The following is a 19,271-nucleotide window of genomic DNA, read 5'->3' as shown; positions in this document are numbered from 1 at the left end:
GCAGCAGTCGTTAAACCTGCACACGCGGTTTTCCTGAGGCACCGCATTGGCTGATTTTACGACTGCTGCGCAGCCGGACGCAGGCTGCGCCAGCTGCTACAGGGATCGTTCGACCAGAAGCATCATCACTACGCCGACAGGCGGCATTCAGGTGGGTTAACCATCGCTTAACCCTGCGGTCCAAGACTTTACTGGACCGCACGCCCTCAGACTCCTCTGACGCCCAGTGCGGCAGGTTCGACGTCCACGACATCGAGCTGACTTTCCGTCCGCACCGGAGAACGTTCATGAACAAGCACACGTTACTGCTGACCGCCGCCCTCGCCTGCACCGGCTTAGCCGGTCTCGCCCAGGCCAACGACACCTCAACCTCCCAAGCCGTGCCCTATCACTACGGCATGCCGTTGCATGTGGCCAAGGTTGTTGCACTCACCGAACCCGCCACCCACGACTGCAAAGTCGTGACTGCGGACATGAAATACATCGACAACACGGGCAAGCCGGCAGAAATTTCCTATCAAAAACTCGCCGACATCTGCAACCTGCAAAACTGACCGTCCGGTCTGAAACATTCCCTGACGGTGTTCCTCAGAGGGAACTGGCGCTATGCTCTAGCGCCTTCCCTCACTGCCGCAAGGATTAGCCATGCAGTTTTCGTTTCGCGCGTTGTCGAGTTTTTCCGCCATTCTCTGTTTTCTTCTGGCCCTGGTCTGGGGATTGATGCCCGACTGGCTGCTGGCGATCTGGAGTATTGAATACTCGACAGCCACCGGATTGGTGGCCAGACGCAGTGCGATGCTGTTCGCCGTATTAAGCGTGATTTTTTACGGTGTTCGAAACGAAGGGCCGTCAGTCACTCGCAATGCAGTGAGTAACGGTTTTATTGTCGGCTGCTGGGGTTTGGCTGCCTTGGGCTTTGGCGAGTGGCTGAATGGTCACGCCGGTCCGGGCATTTTGCTGGGGGTCGCCGTCGAGCTGGCGCTGGGCCTGGCTTTCTTCCAGACCCGGAGCGCGTCGCAGGCACCTGAAACCGCGAGCTAAGGCGCAGCTCTGTTCAGGTGCAAAGGTTGTGCACTGGCCCGATGTTGCGAGTCCATGTCGGAACGCAGCTCGGCGATCAGTTCGTGTATTTCTCGACAACTGTTAAGCCGTTGGGCATTGATACCGGTCACCATCAGGTCCAATTGATCGGTGACACCGTCGGCATACACTTTTACGGTCATCGACAGCTCGGGTGACAGCGTGCACAAGCAGCGTTTTGGCAGAAAACTGCTTTCAATGATATTGCGAAGTTCCAAGGCAGACAGAAACATGGCGACCCTCTCCTTATTGTGAGATTGCCAATGACACATCAACGCTGGCTCTAAAAATGCTGGTCAGCTTAAAGACCAGCTACAGCATAAAACATGCCTTGATTTTCGCCCTGCAGCTCATCGGTAAATCAACGGTTTATCAAACTCGTCTATAAATACCCTCATGCAGATTGCAAGAAAGGCTGTGTTTTCCCCTGCAAATTGCAACCTGATGAGTCCGCGTTTGCATTGGCCATCCATGACAGTAAAACTGCGGGCCGTTTAATCACTCTCCACTGACCTGCTTATACGCAAGGAGGCATCATGGGCTCATTGGCTCGTATCACCACCGTCGGATTGATGGTTGCCGGACTGTCGACCGTCGTTCAGGCGGCGAAACTCGAAGACGTTGCACCTTTCCCCAAACCCGAAAAAGGCTTTACCCGCCAGGTCATTCACCTTGCCCCACAAAGCCAGGAAGACTGTTATCAAGTCGAGATTCTCGCGGGCAAGACCTTAAAGGTTGACTGCAATCGCCAACGCCTGGGCGGCATGCTCGAAGAGAAAAATCTCGAAGGTTGGGGCTATCCGTTCTATCGACTGGAAAAAGTCATCGGCCCCATGAGCACGCTGATGGCCTGCCCGGATGGCAAAAGCAAACAGGATTTCGTGCCGGTGGTCGGCGACGGGTTCATGCTGCGTTACAACAGCAAACTGCCGATTGTGCTTTACGTGCCCAAGGACATCGAAGTGCGCTATCGGATCTGGTCGGCGTCTAGCAAGGTAGAGAGCGCCGTCCAGGAGTAAACCTTCAGGGCGCCACATGATGGCCAATTGTGGCGCGCCTCTTTAGGCTGAAATTCTTACCCATCTCCCCAAGGAAGGAATCCATGAGGTCTGTAGCCCTGCCCCTCGTTGCTCTGATCGCATTCGCCGGTTACACCCTATCGGTGATGTTCCAGGCGGAACAGTCGTTGATTGATTTTGGCATTAGCCTGATGTCCCGCCCGGATACTGCGCAGGTGGTGATTGATCTTTATTTGCTGGCAACATTGGCGGGGATCTGGATGTATGGAGATGCGCGCAAGCGGGGGCAGTCGGCGTTGTCGGTGGTGCCTTATTTGGTGATTACGGCGGTTTTTGTGTCGGTTGGGCCGTTGTTGTATCTCGTGGTTCGCGGGTTGCAGAATGGGAAAAATCCAGCCGACGCCAAACACGTGAACTGATTCTGGGTTTGCGCTGGTTTTCAGATTGTCATCGCGGGCAAGCCCGCTCCCACAGGACATGTGTTTGACCACAATTTTGTGATCGTCATGGACCCTGTAGCAGCGGGCTTGCCTGCGAAGGCTATCCCGCGGGCACCCTCATTCCGTCACCAGGCCTGGCCGCGGCGCTTGAGTTCCAGCCGGCGGACGAACTCTTCCAGCACCAGCGAATACAGATCGTCCTGCAGGTAGGCGTCTTCGATACTGGCGTCCATGTTCGGGTTGTCGTTGACCTCGATTACCACGACTTTGTCACCGGATTGCTTGAGATCGACGCCGTAGAGGCCATCGCCGATCAGGTTGGCCGTCTTGACGGCCAGCTCCACTACCGCCCGCGGTGCTTCGTGAACCGCCAGGGTGCGGCATTCGCCATTGATGTCCTGGCCTTTGGCTTTGTGGTTGTAGATCTGCCAATGGCCCTTGGACATGAAATACTGGCAGGCAAAAATCGGTTTGCGGTTGAGCACACCGATGCGCCAGTCATATTCGGTGTAAAAAAACTCCTGGGCCAGCAGCAATACCGAATGTTCGAACAACTCAGCCGTCGCTTCGAGCAAGGCTTGCTGGCTTTCGACCTTGATCACGCCACGAGAGAAACAGCCATCGGGGATCTTCAGCACCAACGGGAAACCCAGGCGCTCCCCCAACCGCTCGAAATCCTCCGGTCGCTCCTTGTAAAGAATTTCGGTGGCGGGCATGCCCAGTTGGTGGCTCTTGAGCAGGTCCGTCAGGTAGACCTTGTTGGTGCAGCGCAGGATGGACGTCGGGTCGTCCATCACGACCAACCCTTCGCTCTCGGCTTTCTTGGCGAATCGGTAAGTATGATTATCGACACTGGTCGTCTCGCGGATCAGCAGGCCGTCGTATTCGGCGATACGCGCGTAATCCTTGCGCTCGATCAGCTCCACATCGATGCCCAGCGTCTTGCCGACCCGTACGAAGTTTTCCAGTGCCTTGGCATTGGAAGGTGGCAACGCCTCCTGCGGGTCGTGCAGAATCGCCAGATCGTAGCGGGCCAAACGCCGCGAACGCGGCAGGCGCCAGATCTTGCGACTGAAACTGTCAAGTGAGTGGGCGAACTGATCTTCCTGATCTTCACGCAACTTGTGCAACGCGCCGGATTTAATACCTTCGATGTGCCAGCCGTTAGTTCGCCGAAACTCAACTAACAGTATCGGGCATGGGAACACCTCAAATAACTGCCGCGCCAGGTCCTGCAGTGGCTCGATATGGGTTTTTCCAAAATAGAGCGTCAAAGTAAAACCTTCGGTGTCACTGTAAAGATGATGACTGAGGGCTTTTTCCAGGGTTTTATCAAGGTCATCCAGTGACAGCCCGTACAGGGATTTTCGAGTCAGCTCGCTGATGGTCCGCACCGAGGGAATGACCTTGTGCCCCCGCGCCTCAGCCAGCAGCGAGCAGTAATAGCCGTGTCCCAGGTATTTGTAGCTGCGGCACAGGTTGATCACCTGGACCCGTTTGCCCTGATCGTTGTCGCGGGTCTGCTCAAGGTATTCCTGCGCACTGACAATGTCTTCGCTGGAAAAGTAAGACGTCCAGTCTTCTTTGCGCTCGACGATAATAATCAACTGACTCGCACTTCTAACTCCGTCATTTAAATAAGTTGCCGCCGGCAAAGTTTGCTCGGATACTTCGCGCCAATGACCCTGTACCGCTGACATAGTGATTGATCCGTTGGAGAACAAGACCTTTCCTATTAAGCACGAACTTTTTCGAAAGTCCCGTTTCGTTACGCAACTTTTACGGTGGTCATATGAATACTGCTTTTCGCTTGGCAGGGGTTGAGGACCTGGCGGAACTTCTGGAACTTGAACAGCACTGTTTCACCACTGACCGGCTTAACAGACGGAGCTTTTTATGGATGATGACCCGTGCTCACGGGCAACTGCTGGTGGCCCAGTGTGGCGAGGCATTGGTCGGTTACGCGGTGGTGCTGTTTCACCGGGGCACGTCGCTGGCGCGACTGTATTCGATTGCCATCAGCCAGCAGGCCCGAGGCAGTGGACTGGGCAAGCAACTGCTCCAGCGCATCGAAGCCTGCGCCCTTGAGCACGACTGCGCTTACCTGCGACTGGAAGTGCGGACCGACAACCCCGCAGCGATTGCCTTGTATGAGCGCAACGGTTACCGGCGATTTGCCCTGATTCACGACTATTACCAGGACCATGCGGATGCGCTGCGCCTGGAAAAGCGCATCCTCCAGCACCGCGACTCGCGCAACATCCAGGTGCCCTACTACCCACAGACCACCGACTTCACCTGCGGCCCGGCCTGTCTGTTGATGGCAATGGGCGCGCTGCAACAGGATCGCGTGCTGGAACGCCGCGAAGAACTGCAGATCTGGCGTGAGGCGACCACCGTGTTCATGACCTCCGGCCACGGCGGGTGTAGCCCTCAAGGCCTGGCGCTGGCGGCGTCGCGACGTGGATTTCGCGTACGTTTGCAAGTGAGCATGGCGGGGCCGTTGTTCCTCGATGGCGTGCGCGATGAGCATAAAAAAGACGTCATGCGCCTGGTGCACGAGGAGTTCACCGCTCAGTTGCTGGCTACTGACATCAAACAGTTGATCGGTGGGCCGCTGGATCTGCCTCGGTTACTGCACGATGGCGGCCAACCGCTGGTGCTGATCAGCAGCTACCGACTGACCCGATCCAAGTCGCCGCATTGGGTGATCGTCACCGATTGCGATGACGAGTTTGTGTACCTGCACGATCCGGATGTCGACCATAGCCAGCATCGTCAGCCCATGGACTGCCAGCACTTGCCGGTCAGTCATGGGGAGTTTGAAAAGATGTGCAGTTTCGGGCGCGGCAAGTTGCGGGCTGCGGTGATTCTTTATAACGATGAATAATGACTTGTGGCGAGGGAGCTTGCTCCCGCTGGGCTGCGAAGCGGCCCTTGGCGCTCCTCCAGAATGACCCTGCCAGCAGATCTTGCGACGGCTGCGCCGCCGAACGGGAGCAAGCTCCCTCGCCACAAAATTCTCAATCGCCCAAGCCTACTTTGTACAGCACACCATCATCCTCATCCGTCAGCACATACAAATACCCGTCAGGCCCCTGCCGCACATCGCGGATGCGCTTGTTCAGTTCGCCCATCAACCGTTCTTCGTAGACCACCCGGTCACCGTCGAACTGCAGCCGGATCAGCTCCTGACTCACCAGCGCACCGATGAACACGTTGTGCTGCCAGGCTTTGAAGCGGTCGGCGTCATAGAACGCCATGCCGCTCAGGCCAGGGGATTTTTCCCAGACATGGTGCGGCGAGACAGTGCCTTCGGCGGTTTTGCCCGTGGATTCCGGAATCGGCTGGCCGGAGTAGTTGAGGCCGTTTGTTGCCAGCGGCCAACCGTAGTTTTTGCCACGCTCGATGATGTTGATTTCATCACCGCCGAGTGGGCCGTGCTCGTTTTCCCAGAGGGTGCCAGTCCAAGGGTTGAGGGCCGCGCCTTGTGGGTTGCGATGGCCATAGGACCAGATTTCCGGACGCACGCCAGCCTGGCCGACAAAGGGATTGTCGTCGGGAACCTTGCCATCCGGATAGATCCGCACGATCTTGCCTTGCAGCTTGTCCAGGTCCTGGGCGGTCGGCCGGTCGTTGTTCTCGCCGAGGGTGATGAACAGATAGCCGTCGCGGTCGAACACCAGGCGCGAGCCAAAGTGGTTGCCGACGGACAGCTTGGGTTCCTGACGGAAGATCACCTTGAAATTCCTGAGGGACGTCAGGTCTTCGGACAACTGGCCGCGACCCACCGCCGTGCCGGCCTTGCCGCCCTCGCCACCGCCTTCGGCGTACGATAGATACACCGTGCGGTCCTGCTTGAAGTCGGGCGACAACACCACGTCCAGCAGACCGCCCTGCCCTTTGGCCCAGACTTCCGGTACGCCGCTGATCGGCGCCGAGAGTTTGCCGTTGGCGTCGACCATCCGCAGGTTGCCGGGCCTTTCGGTCACCAATATTCCTTGTCGATCAGGCAGAAACGCCAGGGCCCACGGGTGGTCCAGCCCCTTGGCAATGGGCGTGACCTCAAGCGTGCCCTGCTCGCTTTTCAATGTTTGAACGGGCGCCGAAAAAACGGGCGCAGCGACGCTGATCAATACGCTGGCGCAGACGGTGGCCAGGAGGGTTTTACGCAACATGCACGATTCCTTTTGTCGTTTGAATGACAGACACAATGGCTGGCCTGACGTTCAACGGTTGCTGGTGTCCGGGTCGCGATAAGGCGGATTGGGGATGAATTTCGGCGAACTGGCCGGTGCAGTTCGATCCTGCGGATAGCGATTGCCAATGCCGCCGTTGTCCAGGGTTGGCGGCCGCGGAACGGGCACGGTATTGGGCCCGCGAATGACTGGTGCGCTGGGTTGCGTGCCCTGCATGCTGTTGGGATTGGCCCGGCGAATCGGGCTGTTGTAAGGATTGCTGGCGGCGCCCGTCGGGCTCTGGGCCAGCAGCAACGGTAACGCCGGTGACAAGGCCTCAGCCTGGGCCAGGTGAGTGACCACGCCACTCAAAGCCATCGCGATGATGCCAAGCATTAATCGGTTCATGGGCAGCCTCTCTACGTGAATACACGTCTTCCGTATCACGCTACGCCCAGGGTTCGGATTTGTTAATCAAAACCTCCCCCCAAGATGTAACACCAGGTTGTTCCCCCGGCAGGGCTGGGCCGCACGCCACTGAAACTTTTCCAGCGGGCCACGGGTCACCTGAACATCACTTGGGAGTAGACGACCATGGCAAGGGCAATCTGGAAAGGCGCAATCAGTTTCGGGCTGGTGCACATCCCTGTGGCGCTGGTCTCGGCGACGTCTTCCCAAGGCGTGGATTTCGACTGGCTCGACAACCGCAGCATGGACCCGGTCGGCTACAAGCGCATCAACAAGGTCACTGGCAAGGAGGTCACCAAGGAGCACATCGTCAAAGGTGTGCAATACGAAAAAGGCCGCTACGTGGTGCTCAGCGAAGAGGAAATCAAATCGGCGCACCCGCTGTCCACGCAGACCATCGACATCTTTGCCTTTGTCGACAGTGAACAAATCCCCCTGCAAAACATCGACACGCCCTACTACCTCGCGCCCGATAAGCGCGGCGGCAAGGTGTATGCGCTGTTGCGTGAAACGTTAAGCAAAACCAACAAGGTTGCGCTGGCCCATGTGGTCTTGCATACCCGTCAACATCTCGCGGCGCTGATGCCACTGGAGTCGGCCATGGTGCTGGTGATGCTGCGCTGGCCCGCCGAGGTGCGCAGCCTCGATACGCTTGAATTGGGCAGCGACGTTACGAAACCGGAACTGGCCAAGGGCGAACTGGACATGGCCAAACGCCTGGTGCAAGACATGAGCGCCGACTGGAAACCCGAGGACTACCGCGACAGTTTTGAAGACAAGATCATGGCGCTGGTCGAGAAGAAGGCTAATGAAGGCAAGATCGAGGATGTCGAGACTGCGACGGGTGAAGAGGAGCGCAAGACGGCGGATGTGATTGATTTGACTGAGTTGCTGAAACGTAGCCTGGGTGGAAAGGCTGGCGCCAAGCCAGCGGCCAAGTCGAAAGCGGCGGATAAACCGGCAGCGGCGAAAAAAGCCAGCAAACGGTCGAGTGGTTGAGCAATCGGTGTGCATCCGTGAGATTCTCGGAGAATCTTCCGGCCTCATCGCGAGCAGGCTCGCTCCCACATTGAAATGCATCTCAACGGTGGGACTGAGCCTGCTCGCGATTGGGCATTTGCCATAACGGAAAAATCAGATCAACACAAAAATCGCCAGCAACCCGCCAAAAATCGCCCACTTCTCCAGATAATAACGCTTACGGTTAGTCTTCTTCAGCGCCTTTCCGCGCAAACGAATCTTGTAGATTCGGGTGAACAAACGGTTGATCCCGCCCGTCTTGTCCCCCGCATCGTTTGGCGCGCCCGCGGCCGACATCACGTTTCGGCTGAACCAGGCGTTAAACGCCGCCGCCCAGCGATACTTCATGGGCCGCTCGATATCGCAGAACAGAATGATGCGATTTTGGTCGGTGGTGTTTTCGGCGTAATGAATGAAGGTCTCGTCAAACACCACCGCCTCACCATCGCGCCAATGATAGTTCTCGCCGTCGACGTTGATGTAGCAACCGGCATCATTAGGCGTTTCCAGACCCAGGTGATAGCGATACGAACCCGCATACGGATCCCGATGACGCACCAGTTTGGAGCCCGGAGGCAACTCGGCGAACATCGCCGCCTTGATCGAGCCGATGCTTTGCACCAGTTCGGTGGTGCGTGGGCAGAGCTTCATGGCCGAAGGGTGGCTGTCGCCGTACCACTTCAGGTAGAAACGCTTCCATCCCGTCTTGAAAAATGAGTTGAAGCCGACGTCATCGTACTGATGCGAGCGCTTGATCTCGCCGGCCTTCATCAGGTTCTGCCCTTCGGCGCGGATTTCTTGCCAGTGATCCTGCAACGGCCTCAGGTCCGGAAAATCAGCCGGATCAAGGTAAGGCTTGCCGGGAATCTTCGAGAACAGATAAAGGAAGCAATTGATCGGCGCCAGAAACGTCGAATGATCGCTCAGTTGGCGGCCCAGCTTATGGCGAACGCGACCCCGCAGGTGAACGTACGCGATGGAAACAACGTAAACAGCGGCAATAATCAGTTTCACGGAAATCGTCACACTTCAGAAGTGAACAAACAACGTTCATGCCTGTCGGCATCCGGTAGATAGGTGGCATTTTAGCCACAGTTTGTAACCAATAGTTAACCTGAAAATGTGAAAATCTGTCCGCTGATGCCGCGAAAGTGCCCGTGCGGCCTCAACGCCCTATCGTTTAAAGAGCCAGACCAGTACAATCGCCGCCAAACATTACGCGCCCCCCTTGGTTGACGACGGGAATGAACCCCGTCTCAGCGCACTTCGACTCGGGCCAAGCGCTCCAACTGCTGCTGTCCACTTATTGCCAGATGGACCTTCCGCTTCTGACCGGGATGCATTTCCCGTGGTTTGGATACCGGAAACGGGTACTGAATCGGTACTGCCGCAAACCCTAGCTACTCTGAATGCTTCGCAGGAAAAACCTTTGATCTCTACAGCTAACATCACGATGCAGTTCGGCGCCAAGCCGCTATTCGAAAACGTTTCGGTGAAATTCGGCGCGGGCAACCGCTACGGCCTGATCGGCGCCAACGGTTGCGGCAAGTCGACGTTCATGAAAATCCTCGGTGGCGACCTCGAGCCTTCCGGCGGTCAGGTCATGCTCGAGCCGAACGTGCGCCTGGGTAAATTGCGCCAGGACCAGTTCGCCTACGAAGAATTCACCGTGATCGACACCGTGATCATGGGTCACGAAGAGCTGTGGAAGGTCAAGGCCGAGCGCGACCGTATCTACTCGCTGCCGGAAATGACCGAAGAAGACGGCATGGCCGTCGCCGAGCTGGAAACCGAATTCGCTGAAATGGACGGCTACACCGCCGAATCCCGCGCCGGCGAACTGTTGCTGGGCCTGGGTATCGGCATCGAGCAGCACTTTGGCCCGATGAGCGAAGTGTCCCCAGGCTGGAAACTCCGTGTATTGCTGGCTCAGGCTCTGTTTTCCGATCCTGAAGTGCTGTTGCTCGACGAACCGACCAACCACCTGGACATCAACACCATTCGCTGGCTGGAAAACATTCTGACCCAGCGTTCCAGCCTGATGATCATCATCTCTCACGACCGTCACTTCCTGAACAGCGTGTGCACCCACATGGCTGACCTGGATTACGGCGAGCTGCGCCTGTTCCCGGGCAACTACGACGAGTACATGACCGTGGCGACCCAGTCCCGCGAGCAACTGCTGTCGGACAACGCCAAGAAGAAAGCCCAGATCTCCGAGCTGCAATCGTTCGTCAGCCGCTTCTCGGCCAACGCCTCGAAAGCCAAGCAGGCCACCTCCCGCGCCAAGGCGATCGACAAGATCCAGCTGGCCGAGGTCAAGCCTTCGAGCCGCGTGAGCCCGTTCATCCGTTTCGAACAAACCAAGAAGCTGCACCGTCAGGCGGTCATCGTCGAGCGCATGGCCAAAGGCTTCGACGGCAAGCCGCTGTTCAAGGACTTCAGCTTCGTGGTTGAAGCCGGCGAGCGCGTGGCGATCATCGGCCCGAACGGTATCGGTAAAACCACCCTGCTGCGCACCCTGGTCAACGAACTGACCCCGGATGCCGGCACCGTGAAGTGGACCGATGCGGCGGAACTGGGCTACTACGCCCAGGACCACGCGCACGACTTCGAAGACGACTGCAACCTGTTCGACTGGATGGGCCAATGGACCCAGGGCGGCGAGCAACTGGTTCGCGGCACCCTCGGCCGGATGCTGTTTTCCAACGACGAGATCCTCAAGTCGGTCAAGGTCATCTCCGGTGGTGAGCAAGGTCGCATGCTGTTCGGCAAGCTGATCCTGCAAAAGCCGAACGTGCTGATCATGGACGAACCGACCAACCACTTGGACATGGAATCCATCGAGGCGCTGAACCTGGCGCTGGAGAACTACCCGGGCACGCTGATCTTCGTCAGCCACGACCGTGAGTTTGTATCGTCGCTGGCCACCCGTATCATCGAGTTGAGCCCTAGCGGCGTGATCGACTTCAGCGGGACCTATGACGACTACCTGCGTAGCCAGGGCGTTGTGTTCTAAGCGTTCGCTATAAAAAGAAAAGCCCTGTCCTGGTGACGGGGCTTTTTGCGTTTCAGGTTCTAGCAATGTGTTGGTGCAGAATTTTTCTGCGAGCAAGCTCGCTCCTACAGGGGATTGCGAAGGCAACGAATATAGTTAGCCTGCTTTCTTTTATTTTCCACCCACGCCATGATGCAACTCTCCCACCGCCGCCCGCGAACGAGCCCTATGTCTGCGCCGCAACTGCCCCCGCAAAGCTCCATGGCGATCACCCTGCAGATCGTCTCCATCGTTTTCTACACCTTTATTGCCTTCCTCTGCATCGGCCTGCCGATTGCGGTATTGCCGGGGTATGTGCACGAACAACTGGGGTTCAGCGCCATTGTCGCGGGGCTGACGATTGGTTCGCAGTACCTGGCCACCCTCCTCAGCCGCCCCATGGCGGGGCGTATGTCGGACAACATCGGCACTAAACGGGCAATTGTCTACGGGTTGTCGGGGATCGTACTGAGTGGCGTGCTGACGCTGGTTTCAACGCTGCTGCAAAGTTTTCCGCTGCTGAGCCTGGCGGTCCTGATTGCCGGCAGGTTGCTGCTCGGCATCGCGCAGGGGTTGATCGGCGTAGGCACGATCAGTTGGTGCATGGGTCAGGTCGGCGCAGAACATACTGCGCGTTCGATCTCATGGAACGGCATTGCGTCTTATGGCGCTATCGCCATCGGCGCGCCGCTGGGTGTGGTGATGGTCGCGGAATATGGCTTTGCCAGCCTGGGTATCGCGCTGTCCCTGCTGGCGTTGGCCGCGCTGGTGCTCATCCGCAACAAACCTTCGGTGCCGGTCATTCGCGGTGAGCGCCTGCCGTTCTGGGCCGTGTTCGGGCGCATTGCACCCTTTGGTGCAAGCCTGAGCCTGGCCTCGATCGGTTACGGCACGCTGACGACGTTTATCACCTTGTATTACGTCAGCCGCGGCTGGACCGGGGCGGCCTATTGCCTGACGGTGTTCGGGATTTGCTTCATTGTGTCGCGACTGCTGTTTATCTCGGCGATCAGCCGTTTTGGCGGTTTCACTTCGGCCATCGCCTGCATGATCATCGAAACCGTCGGCCTGGTGCTGCTGTGGCTGGCGCCTTCCACCGGTTATGCGCTGATCGGCGCCGGCCTGACCGGGTTTGGTCTGTCGCTGGTGTATCCGGCGCTGGGCGTTGAAGCAATTAAACAGGTACCCAACTCCAGTCGCGGCGCAGGCTTGAGCGCTTATGCCGTGTTTTTCGATCTGGCGCTGGCGATTGCCGGGCCGTTGATGGGCGCCGTTGCGTTGAACCTGGGGTACTCGTGGATTTTCTTCAGTGCGGCGCTGTTGTCGGTGACCGGGCTGGGTTTGACCCTGCTCCTGAAACGCCGCGCAATGGCCTGACGAACACGTTTCCTGTAGGAGCGAGCTTGCTCGCGAAGAACGTTAACGATAATACGTTCAACCTGAATGATCGCGTTGCCTGTGCCCTTTTCGCGAGCAAGCTCGCTCCTACAGGTACAGCGGCGTTACTGATCGGCGGTTTGCATGCCGGCGCGGGTTGATTTACCCAGGGTGTGGGAGAAGAAACGCCCGGCCTCGGAAATCAAATTGCGGTGAATGTCTTCGCGGTCGACACCATCGGCATCGGTGCACAGCGCTGGCATGATGACGATCTGCTCGTCATTGCAAGGCGCCATGAACACGAAGTGCCCTGCCCCGGCCAGCAGCTTGAAGTCGGGTGCGGTGGGCAGTTTGCGCGCCAGCGCGACCGCGTTTTTGTCGATCGGCACCAGTTTGTCGCCGTCACCGCTGTACAGCAGCACCGGGACGTGCACGTCCGCCAGGGTGTGGCGGCCGAATTTCAGGCTCAGGGGCGCCATCAGCATCAACGCATGAACCCGTGGGTCAGCCACCGGTTGCAGGTCGTCGCGGTCGACGATCAGTTCGCCCTGGGTGTTGCAGGCGTCGCGATCGTCCGGACGCTCCTGGCAATAACGGCGCAGGCGATCCAGGTCTGGCGTCGCGCCGGACAGGATCAACGCCGTCTCCCCGCCGGCCGAATAACCGATCACGCCCACCTGGTCGGCGTTGACGAACGGCGCGAGCATCTGGTCGCCCAAGGTAGCGGTGATCGCTTCGGAAATCTGGATCGGCCGACCATAAAGGTTACTCAAAGTACCGAGACGGCTGTGGTCCTTGTAGTTGTCACCGGGATGGAACACCGCCACCACCACAAACCCTTTGCGCGCCAGCGACGTCATCAGGTCGTGCAAGGCCAGCGGGGTTCCGGTGTTGCCGTGGGACAGCATCAACATCGGGAAGCGCCCCATGGCGACGCGCGTATCTTCACCGGCCTCGATGGCGTAACCCTCGAGTTTGCTGGTGTGTTCACGGTCGCTGGAAGGATAGAACGCGATGGCCCGCATCGGTTGCAGGTCCAGAGGGTCGAGAAATGTCATCTCGTGGAAGCCGACGCTCCAGTGAGGGTGCGGCGCAGGCGCGGCGTGCACTGAATTCAGGCTGCTGAGCAGGCAAATCAGTAATGTTGCACAAAGACGCACCATGGGATGCCCCACCTTGTTACTGGACCGGAGACGGTAACCCTCTACTGCATAACTCGGGCCACAAGAAGTAATGCCCAGAAACAAAAAACTCCGTATCTGACACTTGCGTGTTCAGAATACAGAGTTTTTTGTGGTGTTGCCCGAGCTGATTGCGCTCTTTACGCAAGCCTTACGCGGCGGCGAACAACTGCTCGCTGATTTGCGCGTGAGCGTCGCCCATGGCTTTGGTGCGCACTTCGTCACCGTAAGCCAGGCCTTCGGCGCGAACGATTTCGATGTCGGTGATGCCCAGGAAGCCGAACACCAGTTTCAGGTACTCTTCGTGAGCAACGCCAGACGCTTGTCCTGCGTGAATACCGCCGGAAGTCGACACGATCACCAGCTTCTTGCCACCGCACAGGCCTTCAGGGCCGGCTTCGGTGTAACGGAAGGTCTGGCCGGCAACGGCGACGCGGTCGATCCAGGCCTTGAGTTGGGTCGGGACGGTGAAGTTGTACATCGGAGCGGCGATAACAACGGCATCGGCGGCGATGAATTCGGCCAGGGTCGATGCGCTCAATTCGGCTTCGTGCTGTTGTGCAGCGTTACGCAGCTCGGCGGTGGTGCCAGCAGCAACCAGGGTCGTGGCGGAGAAGTGGCTGATGGCATCGGCGGCCAGGTCGCGGTAAGTCACGACCGCGGACGGCTCGGCAGTTTGCCAGGCTTTGACGACTTCACTGCTCAGCTGACGGGAAGCCGAGTTGTCACCAAGAATGCTCGAATCGATATGCAACAGTTTCATGTGTGATCTCCAGGTGAGGACCGCCACGAGGCGATCTGATGGAAACAATCCTACAGGCGAAACCAATAGCTGATTAGCCGGCAACAATGCGATAGTTTGTCCTACTGATAGAACAATCGAGCTGACACTCCCATGCAAGACCTTAATGACCTTTATTACTTCGCGAAGGTAGTCGAAGCCGGTGGATTCGCGGCGGCCGGCCGTTTGCTGGGCATTCCGAAGTCACGCCTGTCACGGCGCATCGCTGAACTGGAAGAGCGCCTGGGCGCGCGCCTGCTGCAACGCACGACCCGGCAGCTCAAGTTGACGGCAGTCGGCGAACGTTACCTGCGACACTGCCAGGCAATGTTGCTGGAAGCCGAGATGGCCGATGAAGCCGTGGCCAGCATGTGCAGCGAGCCGCGCGGGCGTTTGCGGGTGTCCTGCCCCGTCGGGCTGGCCCATGAAATGTTGCCGATGGTGATCAGCAGCTTTCTTGAGAAGCACCCTCAGGTTCAACTGGAAGTCATGCTGCTCAATCGCCGTGTCGACCTGGTGACCGAGGGCGTCGACGTCGCCCTCCGCGTTCGTGAACTGGGCGATGAGGATCCGCTGCTGGTCACCCGGCGCCTGCGCCAGGCGCAAACGCTATTGGTGGCCAGCCCCGCGTTTCTTGAGGGTCGGGAAATCAACCATCCCGATGACCTCAAGGGCTTGCCGGTGCTCGGTGCACAGGAAGCCGACCGCATGGTCCATCTGCGCTTGCTCGATCAACAGGGAAAAAGCGTCGACCTCGCACTCGAAGCGCGGCTGGGTATCGACGACTTCATTGTGCGCAAGGCCTGCACCCTCGCCGGTCAAGGCTTTACCCTGCTGCCGATGATGTATTGCGAACACGAACTGGAAAACGGCACGCTGGTGCAGTTGCTGCCGGACTGGGCGTCACCGGGTGGCTGGTTGCAAGCGGTCTACCCGCATCGGCGCGGTGTGATGCCGGCTGTGCGAGCCTGGATCGACCATTTGATCGAATCATTCAACGCCTGTGGGGACCGATTGATATGAAGGCTGGACGCATGAGCGAAGAGGATGTCGCGGCTTTCTGTCTTGCGCTGCCCGGTGCACGGGAAGACTACAAGTGGGGTGGCGTGCGGGTGTTTTCGATTGCCGGGAACAAGATGTTCGCCCTGCAGGGCCTGCGTGGCGCCTCCCTGGCGTTCAAGGTCGACAAGGACTTGTTTCTCGGCCACTGCGACCGCCCGGGCATCCATCCCGCGCCTTACCTGGCGCGGGCCCAATGGGTGATCATGGAAACGCCCTACCCTTTGGGTGCTGAAGAACTACAGGGTTTGCTGCAACGTTCCCATCAACTGGTGGTGAGCAAGCTGCCCAAGCGCACCCAGATCGGATTGCTGCTCTAGAACAGCGCAAACAAATGCGCACCCAGAAACAGCTGGTCAATCCAGAACACCTGGTGCAGCAACACAATCATCCAGAACAGGATCTGGTAGGAGATTTTGCGGGTCTTGTGGCGAAATACCTGCTGCGCGATCAAGGCGCCAGGCCAACCGCCGGCCAGTTCCACCGCGTGCAGGACATTCTCCGGCGTGCGCCAGCTATCGGTGCGCGCCTTGCGTTTGTCGCTCCAATAAAGGAAGAACGCCAGCACGCTGACGATGCCGTAGGCCGACAGGGGAACCAGCGAAATCCCCTGCAGCCACATCGCCAGCGAGCCGAATAACGGCAGCGCGCACACCACCGCGAACACCAGCCATTTCAGCCGGGGATTCTGGATTTGCCCGCCGGAATTGCGTCCGGGCCTGTTGCGCGCGCTGGAGTCATTCATGGCTTGGCCGCAGCCCAATCAACCCAGCCGAACTGCCAGGTCGCCAGGATCACCAGGCCAAACACAATGCGATACCAGGCAAACGCCGCATAGCTGTGAGTGGCGATGAACTTGAGCAGGCCCTTGACTGCGATCATCGCGAAGATGAACGCGGTGACAAAACCAAGCGCGAACACCGGAACGTCTGCCGGCACGAACAAGTGACGGTACTTGAACCCCGAGTACACCGCCGCGGCGACCATGGTCGGCATCGCGAGGAAGAACGAGAACTCGGTCGCGGTCTTGCGCGACAGGCCAAACAACAGGCCGCCAATGATGGTCGAGCCGGAGCGCGAGGTGCCCGGAATCATCGCCAGGCACTGGGCGAAGCCGACTTTGAGCGCATCTTTCCAGGTGATGTCGTCGACGGTCTCGGCGTGCACTTCATGCTGGCGCTTTTCAGCCCACAACATGATGATCCCGCCCACCACCAACGCCGTCGCCACCGTAATCGGGTTAAACAGGTAATGGTGGATCAGATCGGAGAAAATCACCCCCAGCACCACAGCCGGCATGAAGGCAATCAGCAGGTTGGCGGTAAAACGCCGGGCGCTGGGTTGCGTGGGCAAACCGGTGACCACATCGAGGATCTTGCGGCGAAATTCCCACACCACGGCCAGGATCGCGCCCAACTGAATAATGATGTTGAACGCGATGGCACGCTCGCCACCGAAGTCGAGCAAATCGGCCACGATGATCTGGTGGCCGGTACTGGAAATCGGCAAAAACTCCGTCAGCCCTTCTACAACGCCAAGTATCAATGCCTGAACGGCGGTCCAAAGATCCATCAATCCCCCAAGAAGCGATGCCCCCAGGCATGCCCCGTTAATATTTTTTAGAACGTTGACTTCGATCAGCGTAGCTGAAGTCCCGCGCGCACAAGATCCACACAGGACCGTAAAAATCCTGTGAAAAACCGGCCTGGACTCAGGTTTTTCCGTGCGGGGCCGAAATCCTATCAGACAAGTCTTGTTACCGCTTCCGCGTTATGGGACTTGGGTCGAATGGGCCTGATCGGCGAAGTGTGGTTGGATGCTGGCGATCATTAATTACAAGAACAAGAATCCGGAGTGACAGCCTTATGAACAGCTTGCGCAATATGTCGATCAGCCGCCGCTTGTGGCTCATCCTGATCGTCGCGGTCATGATGCTTTTGACGTTGGGCGTCTTGATGCTCAAGCAGATTCATGACGACCTGTATCACGCCAAAGTACAGAAAACCCAACACGTGGTGCAGACCGCCAGCGGCATTCTGACTTACTACCACGACCTGGAAACCGCCGGCACGCTCACGCGCGAGGCCGCGCAGAAACAGGCGCTGACCGCCGTTCGCGGCCTGCGCTACGACCAGAACGACTACTTTTGGATAAACGATCTGACGCCAGTCATGATCATGCACCCGACCAACCCCAAGCTCGATGGCCAGAACCTTTCGGCCATTCGCGACCCGGACGGTTTTGCGGTGTTCAATGAAATGGCGGCCGTCGCCAAGGCCAAAGGCGCCGGTACCGTCGAGTATCGCTGGCCGAAACCGGGTGCCAGCGAGCCGATGGAAAAAACCTCCTACGTCAAACTGTTCGAGCCGTGGGGCTGGGTGATCGGTTCGGGCGTGTATATAGATGACATGCAGGCCGAGTTCGTTGGCCAGGTCTGGAAAGCCTCGATCGTCGGGCTGGTGATTGCCGCGATCATGGCCCTGCTGGTGATCCTGATTGCCCGCAGCATCGTGCGCCCGCTCCAGGAAACGGTGAACGCCATGGCCAATATCGCCAGCGGCGAGAGCGACCTGACCCGCAGCCTCGACACCCAGGGCCAGGATGAAGTCACGCAACTGGCTCGCCACTTCAACGCGTTCACCGCAAAACTGCGTGGTGTCATCAGCGAGTTGCAGGTGTCGGCCAGCGCCCTGGGCCAGTCTTCTACCGAGTTGGGGAATGACGCTGTGCAGGCCCAGCAGCGCAGCCAGCAACAGTCTCAGCAAATGGAGCTGGTCGCCACGGCAATCAACGAAGTGACCTATGGCGTGCAGGACGTCGCGAAGAATGCCGAGCATGCCGCCAGCGAGATGCGCGACGCCGAGTCTCAGGCGCAGCAAGGCCAGGTCAATATCGATGGCAGCCTGCAACAGATCGACAAGCTGTCGTCGACCATTGACCAGGCGGTGGAAGTGATTCGTACCCTGGCGACCGAAAGCACCCAGATCGGCAGCGTGCTGGAAGTCATCCGCTCTATCGCCGAGCAGACCAATTTGCTGGCCCTCAACGCGGCCATCGAAGCGGCCCGGGCCGGGGAACAGGGTCGCGGTTTCGCCGTGGTGGCCGATGAAGTGCGGTTGCTGGCCCAGCGGACGCAGAAGTCCACGGCCGAGATCCAGTCGATGATCGAACGCCTGCAAAGCCACTCAGAAGCGGCGGTCAAGGTGATCGGCGACAGCAGCCGCGCCTCGCAACTGACCATCGAACAGGCGGGTCTCGCCGGTGCCAGCCTGAACGCGATTGGCCAGGCACTGCGCAACCTCAATGGGCTGAACGCCTCGATTGCCAGCGCCACCTTGCAGCAGGCGCATGTGGTCGAGGACATCAACCAGAACGTCACCCAAGCGGCCGGGTTGTCCCACAGCACGGCACTGGCGGCCGAGCAATCGAGCGTGGCCAGCGTCCGGCTCAAGGGGCTGAGTGAACAGCTGAACGGGTTGCTCAAGCAGTTTCGCGTTTAAGGCAACCCCCAACCCTGTGGCGAGCGAGCTTGCTCGCGCTCGGGTGCGAAGCAGCCGCAAGATGTTGGGGCCGCTGCGCGCCCCAGCGCGAGCAAGCTCGCTCGCCACAACAGCGCCATCACACGCTTCAC

General features: G+C 58.6%; 20 protein-coding genes. 11 read left to right on the top strand and 9 right to left on the bottom strand.

The features are described from left to right. The first annotated feature begins 287 nt into the window (after positions 1 to 287). Both EJA72_RS19620 and EJA72_RS19615 read left to right on the top strand, forming a co-directional pair. On the top strand, positions 288 to 554 hold the full coding sequence (locus EJA72_RS19620; protein ID WP_157713026.1) for a DUF2790 domain-containing protein: 267 nt from the start codon (positions 288 to 290) through the stop codon (positions 552 to 554). Between the two features lie 91 nt (positions 555 to 645). Further along, entirely contained in the window at positions 646 to 1,041 is a 396-nt protein-coding gene (locus tag EJA72_RS19615) for a hypothetical protein (protein ID WP_157713025.1), read from the top strand. On the opposite strand, the gene EJA72_RS19610 is transcribed toward EJA72_RS19615, so the two are convergent. After that, the gene (locus EJA72_RS19610; protein ID WP_157713024.1) at positions 1,038 to 1,313 is read right to left on the bottom strand and encodes a DUF1652 domain-containing protein; all 276 of its coding nucleotides are present in this window, start codon (positions 1,311 to 1,313) and stop codon (positions 1,038 to 1,040) included. The genes EJA72_RS19615 and EJA72_RS19610 overlap by 4 nt on opposite strands. 303 nt (positions 1,314 to 1,616) lie before the next feature. Here EJA72_RS19610 and eco point away from each other — a divergent pair, with 303 nt between their 5' ends. Both eco and EJA72_RS19600 read left to right on the top strand, forming a co-directional pair. Further along, complete coding sequence (gene eco / locus EJA72_RS19605) at positions 1,617 to 2,099, top strand: serine protease inhibitor ecotin (RefSeq protein WP_157713023.1); 483 nt, start codon at positions 1,617 to 1,619, stop codon at positions 2,097 to 2,099. A gap of 83 nt (positions 2,100 to 2,182) precedes the next feature. Continuing rightward, positions 2,183 to 2,518, top strand: a complete 336-nt coding sequence (locus tag EJA72_RS19600) for a DUF2834 domain-containing protein (RefSeq protein ID WP_157713022.1) — start codon at positions 2,183 to 2,185, stop codon at positions 2,516 to 2,518. Positions 2,519 to 2,664: 146 nt separating this feature from the next. Here EJA72_RS19600 and EJA72_RS19595 read toward each other — a convergent pair whose 3' ends face one another. Continuing rightward, complete coding sequence (locus tag EJA72_RS19595) at positions 2,665 to 4,239, bottom strand: RimK family protein (RefSeq protein ID WP_157713021.1); 1,575 nt, start codon at positions 4,237 to 4,239, stop codon at positions 2,665 to 2,667. A 92-nt stretch (positions 4,240 to 4,331) separates the two neighbouring features. Here EJA72_RS19595 and rimI point away from each other — a divergent pair, with 92 nt between their 5' ends. Continuing rightward, positions 4,332 to 5,429 carry a ribosomal protein S18-alanine N-acetyltransferase gene (gene rimI, locus EJA72_RS19590; protein ID WP_157713020.1) on the top strand — a complete coding sequence of 366 codons (1,098 nt, stop codon included), beginning with the start codon at positions 4,332 to 4,334 and terminating at the stop codon, positions 5,427 to 5,429. Between the two features lie 133 nt (positions 5,430 to 5,562). On the opposite strand, the gene EJA72_RS19585 is transcribed toward rimI, so the two are convergent. Both EJA72_RS19585 and EJA72_RS19580 read right to left on the bottom strand, forming a co-directional pair. After that, entirely contained in the window at positions 5,563 to 6,717 is a 1,155-nt protein-coding gene (locus tag EJA72_RS19585; RefSeq protein WP_157713019.1) for a PQQ-dependent sugar dehydrogenase, read from the bottom strand. A gap of 51 nt (positions 6,718 to 6,768) precedes the next feature. After that, a complete protein-coding gene (locus tag EJA72_RS19580) occupies positions 6,769 to 7,125 on the bottom strand; it encodes a hypothetical protein (protein WP_157713018.1) in 357 nt (118 codons plus the stop codon). Positions 7,126 to 7,311: 186 nt separating this feature from the next. Here EJA72_RS19580 and EJA72_RS19575 point away from each other — a divergent pair, with 186 nt between their 5' ends. Beyond that, positions 7,312 to 8,184 (top strand): Ku protein, encoded by an 873-nt coding sequence (locus tag EJA72_RS19575; RefSeq protein ID WP_157713017.1) that lies wholly within the window; start codon positions 7,312 to 7,314, stop codon positions 8,182 to 8,184. 135 nt (positions 8,185 to 8,319) lie between these two features. Here the strand turns inward: EJA72_RS19575 and lpxO are convergent, their stop codons facing one another. Next, entirely contained in the window at positions 8,320 to 9,219 is a 900-nt protein-coding gene (lpxO, locus tag EJA72_RS19570) for a lipid A hydroxylase LpxO (RefSeq protein ID WP_178129463.1), read from the bottom strand. Between the two features lie 415 nt (positions 9,220 to 9,634). On the opposite strand from lpxO, the gene EJA72_RS19565 reads away from it, so the two are divergent. Then, the gene (locus EJA72_RS19565) at positions 9,635 to 11,224 is read left to right on the top strand and encodes an ABC-F family ATPase (protein WP_157713016.1); all 1,590 of its coding nucleotides are present in this window, start codon (positions 9,635 to 9,637) and stop codon (positions 11,222 to 11,224) included. Between the two features lie 207 nt (positions 11,225 to 11,431). Then, positions 11,432 to 12,619: an MFS transporter gene (locus tag EJA72_RS19560; protein ID WP_157713015.1), complete on the top strand. Its 1,188-nt coding sequence runs from the start codon at positions 11,432 to 11,434 to the stop codon at positions 12,617 to 12,619. A 125-nt stretch (positions 12,620 to 12,744) separates the two neighbouring features. On the opposite strand, the gene EJA72_RS19555 is transcribed toward EJA72_RS19560, so the two are convergent. Together EJA72_RS19555 and EJA72_RS19550 are read right to left on the bottom strand one after the other, a co-directional pair. Continuing rightward, positions 12,745 to 13,782 (bottom strand): dienelactone hydrolase, encoded by a 1,038-nt coding sequence (locus EJA72_RS19555; protein ID WP_157713014.1) that lies wholly within the window; start codon positions 13,780 to 13,782, stop codon positions 12,745 to 12,747. A 169-nt stretch (positions 13,783 to 13,951) separates the two neighbouring features. Further along, positions 13,952 to 14,563, bottom strand: a complete 612-nt coding sequence (locus EJA72_RS19550) for an FMN-dependent NADH-azoreductase (RefSeq protein WP_157713013.1) — start codon at positions 14,561 to 14,563, stop codon at positions 13,952 to 13,954. 132 nt (positions 14,564 to 14,695) lie between these two features. On the opposite strand from EJA72_RS19550, the gene EJA72_RS19545 reads away from it, so the two are divergent. Together EJA72_RS19545 and EJA72_RS19540 are read left to right on the top strand one after the other, a co-directional pair. Further along, on the top strand, positions 14,696 to 15,604 hold the full coding sequence (locus EJA72_RS19545) for a LysR substrate-binding domain-containing protein (protein ID WP_157713012.1): 909 nt from the start codon (positions 14,696 to 14,698) through the stop codon (positions 15,602 to 15,604). Beyond that, the gene (locus EJA72_RS19540) at positions 15,601 to 15,960 is read left to right on the top strand and encodes an MmcQ/YjbR family DNA-binding protein (protein ID WP_157713011.1); all 360 of its coding nucleotides are present in this window, start codon (positions 15,601 to 15,603) and stop codon (positions 15,958 to 15,960) included. Before EJA72_RS19545 ends, EJA72_RS19540 begins: the two co-directional genes overlap by 4 nt. Here the strand turns inward: EJA72_RS19540 and EJA72_RS19535 are convergent. Together EJA72_RS19535 and EJA72_RS19530 are read right to left on the bottom strand one after the other, a co-directional pair. Continuing rightward, entirely contained in the window at positions 15,957 to 16,385 is a 429-nt protein-coding gene (locus EJA72_RS19535) for a DUF1294 domain-containing protein (RefSeq protein ID WP_157713010.1), read from the bottom strand. The genes EJA72_RS19540 and EJA72_RS19535 overlap by 4 nt on opposite strands. After that, positions 16,382 to 17,212 (bottom strand): undecaprenyl-diphosphate phosphatase, encoded by an 831-nt coding sequence (locus EJA72_RS19530; protein WP_157713009.1) that lies wholly within the window; start codon positions 17,210 to 17,212, stop codon positions 16,382 to 16,384. Before EJA72_RS19530 ends, EJA72_RS19535 begins: the two co-directional genes overlap by 4 nt. 293 nt (positions 17,213 to 17,505) lie before the next feature. Between EJA72_RS19530 and EJA72_RS19525 the strand changes: the two genes are divergently transcribed. Further along, the gene (locus EJA72_RS19525; protein WP_157713008.1) at positions 17,506 to 19,140 is read left to right on the top strand and encodes a methyl-accepting chemotaxis protein; all 1,635 of its coding nucleotides are present in this window, start codon (positions 17,506 to 17,508) and stop codon (positions 19,138 to 19,140) included. The last annotated feature ends 131 nt before the right edge of the window (positions 19,141 to 19,271 follow it).

This window comes from Pseudomonas sp. PB120 (assembly GCF_009761815.1).
Lineage (GTDB): Bacteria > Pseudomonadota > Gammaproteobacteria > Pseudomonadales > Pseudomonadaceae > Aquipseudomonas.
Note: the sequence above shows the minus strand (reverse complement) of the source record. Positions and strands in the feature narration are given on the sequence as shown.